At 67.0% G+C, this 7,040-nt stretch carries 10 protein-coding genes; 3 read left to right on the forward strand and 7 right to left on the reverse strand.

The window, feature by feature from the left end; all coding sequences use genetic code 11:
- Positions 1-9: 9 nt before the first annotated feature.
- Positions 10-282 (reverse strand): antitoxin Xre/MbcA/ParS toxin-binding domain-containing protein, encoded by a 273-nt coding sequence (locus tag ABD017_RS15840; RefSeq protein WP_343883748.1) that lies wholly within the window; start codon positions 280-282, stop codon positions 10-12.
- A 48-nt stretch (positions 283-330) separates the two neighbouring features.
- A complete protein-coding gene (locus ABD017_RS15845; protein WP_343883749.1) occupies positions 331-660 on the reverse strand; it encodes a hypothetical protein in 330 nt (109 codons plus the stop codon).
- 536 nt (positions 661-1,196) lie between these two features.
- On the opposite strand from ABD017_RS15845, the gene ABD017_RS15850 reads away from it, so the two are divergent.
- Positions 1,197-2,030, forward strand: coding sequence for a sensor histidine kinase (locus ABD017_RS15850; protein ID WP_343883750.1), 834 nt, complete (start codon positions 1,197-1,199; stop codon positions 2,028-2,030).
- A 188-nt stretch (positions 2,031-2,218) separates the two neighbouring features.
- On the opposite strand, the gene ABD017_RS15855 is transcribed toward ABD017_RS15850, so the two are convergent.
- Positions 2,219-3,043, reverse strand: a complete 825-nt coding sequence (locus ABD017_RS15855; RefSeq protein ID WP_343883786.1) for an alpha/beta fold hydrolase — start codon at positions 3,041-3,043, stop codon at positions 2,219-2,221.
- Between the two features lie 351 nt (positions 3,044-3,394).
- Between ABD017_RS15855 and ABD017_RS15860 the strand changes: the two genes are divergently transcribed.
- Together ABD017_RS15860 and ABD017_RS15865 are read left to right on the forward strand one after the other, a co-directional pair.
- Positions 3,395-4,261 (forward strand): hypothetical protein, encoded by an 867-nt coding sequence (locus tag ABD017_RS15860; RefSeq protein WP_343883751.1) that lies wholly within the window; start codon positions 3,395-3,397, stop codon positions 4,259-4,261.
- A 122-nt stretch (positions 4,262-4,383) separates the two neighbouring features.
- Complete coding sequence (locus ABD017_RS15865) at positions 4,384-5,148, forward strand: SDR family oxidoreductase (protein ID WP_343883752.1); 765 nt, start codon at positions 4,384-4,386, stop codon at positions 5,146-5,148.
- Between the two features lie 53 nt (positions 5,149-5,201).
- Here ABD017_RS15865 and ABD017_RS15870 read toward each other — a convergent pair whose 3' ends face one another.
- The 4 genes from ABD017_RS15870 to ABD017_RS15885 all read right to left on the reverse strand — a co-directional run.
- Positions 5,202-5,627, reverse strand: a complete 426-nt coding sequence (locus ABD017_RS15870; RefSeq protein ID WP_343883753.1) for a hypothetical protein — start codon at positions 5,625-5,627, stop codon at positions 5,202-5,204.
- A gap of 92 nt (positions 5,628-5,719) precedes the next feature.
- Positions 5,720-5,947 carry a hypothetical protein gene (locus tag ABD017_RS15875; RefSeq protein ID WP_343883754.1) on the reverse strand — a complete coding sequence of 76 codons (228 nt, stop codon included), beginning with the start codon at positions 5,945-5,947 and terminating at the stop codon, positions 5,720-5,722.
- Positions 5,944-6,870, reverse strand: a complete 927-nt coding sequence (locus ABD017_RS15880; protein WP_343883755.1) for a rolling circle replication-associated protein — start codon at positions 6,868-6,870, stop codon at positions 5,944-5,946. Before ABD017_RS15880 ends, ABD017_RS15875 begins: the two co-directional genes overlap by 4 nt.
- A partial coding sequence (locus ABD017_RS15885; RefSeq protein ID WP_343883756.1) for a hypothetical protein occupies positions 6,860-7,040 on the reverse strand: 181 nt, incomplete at its 5' end. The genes ABD017_RS15880 and ABD017_RS15885, both read right to left, overlap by 11 nt.

The following is a 7,040-nucleotide window of genomic DNA, read 5'->3' on the forward strand; positions in this document are numbered from 1 at the left end:
GTGGCTGCTTCAGGCGACGCCTTCGAGCAGGTCCCGGAGACCGTCCTCGTCGCCTTCGGCGAGCAGGTCGTAGGGGATTCTTCCGCCGGTGGCGCGCTGCGGGGCACACATCCAGTGGGCGGCGCGCTGGCGGCTGCCGATGTATTCGCTGACCTCGTTGGCGAGCTGGGGATGGCGCAGTTCCAGCGCTTCGAACGCATTCGACACCAGCGTTTCGCGCAGCTCGGCCAGCCGCGCGAGCTCGCCGGCGATGTTCTGGAATTTCGTGGTCGCTGCACGCATCGCAATTTTCCGTTGAGTGGGTTGTGATGGGGGTGATGGAGTGCGTGGTCAGTCGCGCGCGCCGCTGCGCACGGCGCGGAGAAAGGCAATGACCGCCGCGGCGCGGCCGAGCGCCACCAGTTGTTCGGCGGTGAGGTACCCGAGTTCCGCGATGGGCACGTGCCGGTACCAGTGCTTCATCGCCCGTGGATCGGGCTCGATGCAGGCCGCTTCCCGCAACAATGCCAGGGTCGTCGGGATCAGGTTGAAGAGGGTGCTGTAGCTGTTGTCGCCAATCGGCGCGATCAGCCGATCCGCCGGATCGGCGTGGTAGGCCGCGTCCACCAGCAAGTGGAGTGGGGGCGTGGCCTCGCGGCGGGCGGTGGTGGCTGCGGTCATGGTGACGAGCTCCTGCAGGTCTCTGGGACTCCAGCCGATCGGACGTCCAGACGTCCCATCGGGAAAGCCGGGCTTGCCATGGTTCACCCGGCAACGCGATGGCGATGCCGCGAGTCGGGGTTCCACACGGCGGTTCATGCTTCCTGCCCACGGCGTCGTCGTGTAGCTGATTGGCTATCCGCGGGGACACCGCGCCAACGTGGGTTGTCCCGTGCACGAACGGGTGGAAAGTGCACGACCCGTTACAGCCGCCTCGACGATCTGACACCCGTCGTCTTCGTTGCCGTGGGAAGAAAGCGGATTCGATTCTTCATGACGGTGGCCGGCGCGGGTAGATCCGTGCGGGGCCGCAGCGTGTTGTCGCGATGGCAACAAGCACGTGCGACGCCACTGTTGCCGGCCGTACAACACGGTGGTCAGCGTGCACGGTCTACTTGCTCCGTCGCGGCGTACCTACCATGCGACTTCCGCGCCCGAGTTCACGCCGCGTAGATCATCGACGCGAAACAGGCGGCGCCATCCCGAAGGCATCACGCATGAGCCCATCGATCCCCACTCCGGCACACCCGCCGCGCGACCGCCAGGCGCCACCCGCGCCTGCCACTGCCACGGACGCGAGCCGCGATCGCAGCCTTGCCATGGTCTCGCACGAACTGAAGCAGCCGCTTTCCGTGCTGCTGTTGAACCTCGGCCGGCTGCTGGAGAAGGTGGCCGAACCGGATATCCGGGGCGCGCAGGAGCTCGGTCAGGCGATGGGCCATTCCATCCGCCGCCAAGCCCGCATCATCGACGATCTGTTCGACCTCTCGCGCATGCGCATCGGCAAGCTTCGCCTGGATCCGGAAGCGGTGGATCTCGGCGGGATGGTCCGTGCCGTCGTCGCAGACGCGGCCGTGCGCGCACCGGGTCGCGACCTGCGCGTCGACGTCGATGCGTCGCGGCGGCATGTCTGCGTGGCCGACCCCGCGCGGCTGGAACAGATGCTGTCGAACCTGCTGGACAACGCGGTGAAATTCACCGGGCAGGGCGGTTGCATCATGGTGCGCGTCGCCAGCGGCAAAGGGTTCGTCAGGGTCTCGGTGACCGATGACGGCTGCGGCATCTCCGCGGAATTCCTTCCGCACGTATTTCGGATGTTCGGGCAGGAAATGAGCGGAAACCATGCCGCCCCACAGGGCATGGGCATCGGGTTGGCTCTGGTGCATGAGCTGGCGAACGCCCACGGGGGCAGGGTGGAGGCGCAATCGGAAGGGCCGGGACGCGGCGCGAGTTTCACGCTGTGGCTGCCGATACCGGACTGTGTCGCCGACACGCTTCCGGTCGCGCCGCGCCGCGCGAAGGCACGGTCCGTATCCTCGCTCGGCTCATGACGCGGAAGCGGAGGGTCGCCTGCGCAAGCGCGCAGTAGCGAAGCGAAGGCCCGCCCACGCGCCTGCGGCTTGTGCGGGCGGAGGGCGACGCCCGTCACCAGTCACCCGAAAGCATGCCCGCCGCGCGGAAACCACGCGGCGGGCATTTCCTTGCGAAGATCGCCGACCTCCGGTCGGCGATCTTCGGATCAGCTGCGGAAGAACGCCAGCAGGTCGCGGTTGATCACGTCCGGGTGGACGGCAAACATGCCGTGCGGATAGCCGGGGTAGATCTTCAGCGTGGCGTGCTTGAGCAGCTTCGCCGAGAGCGGGGCCGAATCGGCGACGGGGACGATCTGGTCGTCGTCGCCGTGCATCACCAGGGTTGGCACGTCGATGGCCTTGAGGTCTTCGGTGAAGTCGGTTTCCGAGAAGGCCTTGATGCCGTCGTAGTGCGCCTTGGCCCCGCCCATCATGCCCTGGCGCCACCAGTTGTCGACGCAGCCCTGGATGGTCTTCACCCCCGGCCGGTTGAACCCGTAGAACGGCCCCGACGCAAGGTCGCGATAGAACTGCGAGCGGTTCCGGGCCAGCGCATCGCGCAGGCCGTCGAACACCTCGCGCGGCAAGCCGCCGGGGTTGGCGGCCGTCTTCAGCATCAGCGGCGGTACCGCATTCATCAGCACCAGCTTGGCGACGCGGCCGGCGCCGTGGCGGGCCACGTAGCGCGTGGCCTCGCCGCCGCCGGTGGAGTGGCCGACGTGGATGGCATCGCGCAGGTCGAGGTGTTCGACCACCGCCGCGGCGTCGGCCGCGTAGTGATCCATGTCGTGTCCTGTGATGCCCTGCGATGAGCGGCCGTGGCCGCGGCGGTCGTGCGCGATGACGCGATAGCCGTGATCGAGGAAAAACAATATCTGCGTGTCCCAGTCGTCACTGGACAGCGGCCAGCCGTGGTGGAAGACGATGGGCTGGCCGGAGCCCCAGTCCTTGAAGAAGATTTCGGTGCCGTCTTTCGTGGTTATCGAGTTCATGTCGTGGTTTCTCTGCTGGGTGGGGGAGTGGTTTCTCGGGGCTGCCCGGGCCGTGGAGATCGCCAGGGGCAGGGTGGTCGTCGCCGCGGCGAGCAGGCCGGCAAGCATCAGTTGCCGGCGGCGCGGATCGATGGGTGCAATGTCATCCGGGTGTTGCATCGGCTGGTTCCTCCGTGGGGGACGCCCATGACCATCGGGCCCGGGCAAGGCTAGGCGCGGATACGGCGAGGCGGTAGGGCGGCGCGGGTATCCATGGTGTTGCTGGACGCTCACCAATCGCGGGGTCGCGCGCGTGGCATGGTTGGCCACGCCGGGCGCTTGCCGTCCGGTGCAAAACCGAGGAGTGAAACCATGCAGAACCTGCTGCTGCAGACCACCATCGAAGGCGATCCGGACGACTGGCACATCGGGCGCTTCGGGTTGCTCGCCGAATACCTGGCCGGGCTTCGCGACGAAAGCGGGCAAGCGGCGTTCCGCGTCATTGCGCGCAATCGCGACCCGCGCGGCAGACCCGATCCGGTGCTGTCCCGGCTGGACGCGTCGGACTTCCAGCAGTTGTGGCTGCTTGCCGTCGACGTGGGTGACGGGCTCAGCGAGGAGGATTGCGCGGCCATCGGCCGCTTCCGGCGCAAGGGCGGCGCATTGCTGGTCGCCCGCGACCACATGGACCTGGGCAGCTCCGTGTGCACGCTGGCCGGCGTCGGTGCGGCCCATCACTTCCACACGCGCAACCTGGACCCCGACGCCAGCCGCCATTGCATCGACGACTGCGACACCACCGACATCTCGTGGCCGAACTACCACTCGGGCGCCAACGGCGACTACCAGCGCGTGCGCCCGGTCAGCGAACCGCATGCGGTGCTGCGGGATCCTCAATCGAAGTCCGGCGTGATCCGCTATCTGCCCGCCCATCCGCACGAAGGCGCCATCGGCGCACCGGCGGACGACCCCAGCAGCCGCGTGATCCTGCAGGGGACGAGTGCGACGACGGGCAGGGACTTCAACCTCGCCGTGGCCTTCGAAGGCTGGGCCGAGGGCGGGCGGGCGATCGCCCAATCCACCTTCCATCACTTCGCCGACTACAACTGGGACATCGCGGCAGGCTGCCCCTCGTTCGTCTCCGAAACGCCCGGCGACGGCATGCGGCATTTCCCTGAAGCGCTCAGGTCCACCCGGCGCTATGTCCGCAACCTCGCGTTCTGGCTGGGCGGCAACTGATGGCGACGCCGGACGGAGCAGGGCATTGGTGCGCGCGCGGAACCACCGCCGTTACCGCCGCGGCCCTACCGGGGCACGTCCCGGCTGCCTAGCATCGGGGCAGGCAAGGCGAGGAGGCAGACATGAACATCGTCGTCATGGGCGGCAGGGGACTGGTGGGTCGGAACATCGTGGAGCGCTTGCGCCGCCAGGGCCATGCCGTGTCATCCGCCTCCCGCGCCAGCGGCGTCGACGTGATTACCGGCAGGGGCCTGGCCGAGAGCCTGGCCGGCGCGGACGTGGTGGTCGACGTGACCAACTCGCCGACTTTCGACGACCTCGCCTCCTTCGAATTCTTCCGCACGGCCATCGCCAACCTGCTCGCTGCCGAAAAGCGGGCAGGTGTCGGCCTCCACGTATCGCTTTCGGTCGTCGGCACCGGGCGCCTGGACGCCAGCCCCTATCTCCGCGGCAAGGCGCTGCAGGAACGACGCATCGCGGCCTCGGGCATCCCGTTCACCATCGTCCATGCGACCCAGTTCTTCGAGTTCCTGCTCGATATCGTCAACTATGCCGTGCGCGGGCAAACCATCGACCTTTCGCCCGCCTTCATCGAGCCGGTGGCGTCGGACGATGTCGCCGCCACGATCGCCCGCGTCGCCGTCCAGGCACCCCTGAACGGATCGATCGAGATCGCCGGCCCCGAGCGCGCGCGCATGTCCGAACTCATCCAGCGCTTCGTCCGCGACATCGAGGCGCCCTACGAGGTAAGGACCAGGACCGACGCCACCTACTTCGGCGCGGTGCTGGACGAATCCGTGCTTCTTCCTGGTGCAGACGCGGAGCGGGGCACCCAAGGCTTCGAAGCCTGGCGGGGCCGGTCTGAATACGCGCGCGCAGACTGGTAGGGGCTCGGCAACCCAAATCCATAATTTCGCATAATGTATAGGCTTTGGTGAGGTCAGGCATTTTGCACACCGTTGGATTGGTGATTATTAACCTGATTATCTGCCGGTGGCAAACCGTTCAATTCGTCGCCAAAGATTTCGACCATTGCGCGGACATGATCGGCCTCGCGTTCGGCGATTATCGGGGCCATTTTCTCCGGGGCAACGTCCGCCGCGATCTTCCAGATATTCCACTCCACGCTGCACAGGTGGAAGCCCCCGAGGCGGTCCAGCGCGAGCAGGCCGAGTCGGGCCTGTACCTCACCGTTGAAGGCTTCGGCAAAGTCTGTCGCCGAGGCGAAGGGGTCGCCGTCGACCATCCACGGCTCACCGGGTGGCGGTTCCAGGTGGCGGGTGGCGGCGTAGTACGCCTGTAGGGCGATGCGGCACGCATCCTCAGCCGAGAAGAAGCGGCATTGCGCCGCGTAGTCGATTTTCATGCGAACATTCCTTCGGGGCTTCGGCCCCGGTGTGTTGTACCAGAGGCCCCTGAACAGCTTGCCGGCTTGCAGGGGCCTCGCCTTTTCTGGCGTCACTCGGGCGGCAGGTCGACGCCCATGCGTTCGCGCAGTGCCATCTCAAACTCGCCAACCAGCTCGATCACGAAGCGCTCTCGATGCCCTTCGGCTTTGTCCATGGCGTAGTGGATGCCATCGACAGCACACATGATGACGTCGGGCTCGCTCACGCCGTAGGCCAGGAGACCCGGTTCCTTGCTGCCGCCCATCATCCAATCGCCTTCATTTACTGGCAGGTTCACTGCATCGTCTCCGTCTTGAGGTAGGCCCTCACCACGCCGCGAGACACATCGACGCACCAAGGGGTAGGGATCAGCTCACCGGTGACAAGGTCCACGAAGCCCCCGGCCACCCGCTGCAACTTGGGGAAGCCCCGCCGCTCGTAGCGGCGGGCGTACATGCACCACTGTTCTTCCTCAGCGATTCGGCGTTCTTCTTCGGCGACGCGCAGATCCCACCATGCGGCGCTACCTTCGGGCGGGAGGGCTGGGTCGACGTAACGAAGCCACACGGAGCCATCGGGTTGCGGCGTGCGCACCTCGATGCGGCGGGCGTTCCATGCCTTCTGCGCTTCCAGGTCGGCGAAGCAAGCTTCGCCCCGGCGTTGGTCCCATGCCTTGGCCACCCACATGGGCCACAGGCGTTCGCGCAGCTCCACGCGGCGGGCAGGGTCGTGGCCCCCGTTTCCATGCAGGCGCACACCTTTGGGCAGGCGCTTCACGTCCTCGGGGCGGGTCTTGGTCGCGTACTTCACCATGTAGCCCACCGGGTTGCGGGCCGTCTCGATGTTGCTCATGCCGTACGGCCACCAGCCGCACTGGTCAGGGCGGGGCAAGCGCAGCCTGCGCGGCACCCACACCAACACGTGGTAGTGCAACGCGCCGCGCTTCTGCAGCTCGCCGACCCACGCGAAGCGGCAAGGGCAGTCCCGGCGTTTGAACCACTGGCGCATCAGCCGCACGAAGCGGGACACGTGCCGCGGTTCCCATGTTTCACCCGGGCGATAGGTGAGGGTAATGAAGGTCTTGCGGTAGGCCGAGCGGCCCAGCCGGTCAGAAGCCCAACGGGCTTCCCGTTCGTGGAGCTTGGCCGCTTCCGTGATCGTACGACGGAGCCGCTGGCACCGAGCCTTGCGCGGGTCGATCACTACCACATCACCCTGCATGGCACACCCCCGCCAAACGGCGCAAAAAGCGGGTTTGACCATGGTGGCGTTCCACTTGTTTAGAAGAGCTGACAAGCCCCGCGCCGCTGCGCGCCGCCGCCGCCGCTCTGCCGAACCGTTCGGCAACCATGTCCAGGTCGCCCGCCATGTGCGCCGCCGCCGGCGGTGCC

This window comes from Rhodanobacter caeni, from assembly GCF_039523575.1.
GTDB lineage: Bacteria > Pseudomonadota > Gammaproteobacteria > Xanthomonadales > Rhodanobacteraceae > Rhodanobacter > Rhodanobacter caeni.

What these genes read in the sequence shown, in the direction of transcription:
- ABD017_RS15840 (WP_343883748.1), bottom strand. Translation starts at nt 282, where the DNA reads ATGCGTGCAGCGACCACGAAATTCCAGAACATCGCCGGCGAGCTCGCG.
- ABD017_RS15845 (WP_343883749.1), bottom strand. Translation starts at nt 660, where the DNA reads ATGACCGCAGCCACCACCGCCCGCCGCGAGGCCACGCCCCCACTCCAC.
- ABD017_RS15850 (WP_343883750.1), top strand. Translation starts at nt 1,197, where the DNA reads ATGAGCCCATCGATCCCCACTCCGGCACACCCGCCGCGCGACCGCCAG.
- ABD017_RS15855 (WP_343883786.1), bottom strand. Translation starts at nt 3,043, where the DNA reads ATGAACTCGATAACCACGAAAGACGGCACCGAAATCTTCTTCAAGGAC.
- ABD017_RS15860 (WP_343883751.1), top strand. Translation starts at nt 3,395, where the DNA reads ATGCAGAACCTGCTGCTGCAGACCACCATCGAAGGCGATCCGGACGAC.
- ABD017_RS15865 (WP_343883752.1), top strand. Translation starts at nt 4,384, where the DNA reads ATGAACATCGTCGTCATGGGCGGCAGGGGACTGGTGGGTCGGAACATC.
- ABD017_RS15870 (WP_343883753.1), bottom strand. Translation starts at nt 5,627, where the DNA reads ATGAAAATCGACTACGCGGCGCAATGCCGCTTCTTCTCGGCTGAGGAT.
- ABD017_RS15880 (WP_343883755.1), bottom strand. Translation starts at nt 6,870, where the DNA reads ATGCAGGGTGATGTGGTAGTGATCGACCCGCGCAAGGCTCGGTGCCAG.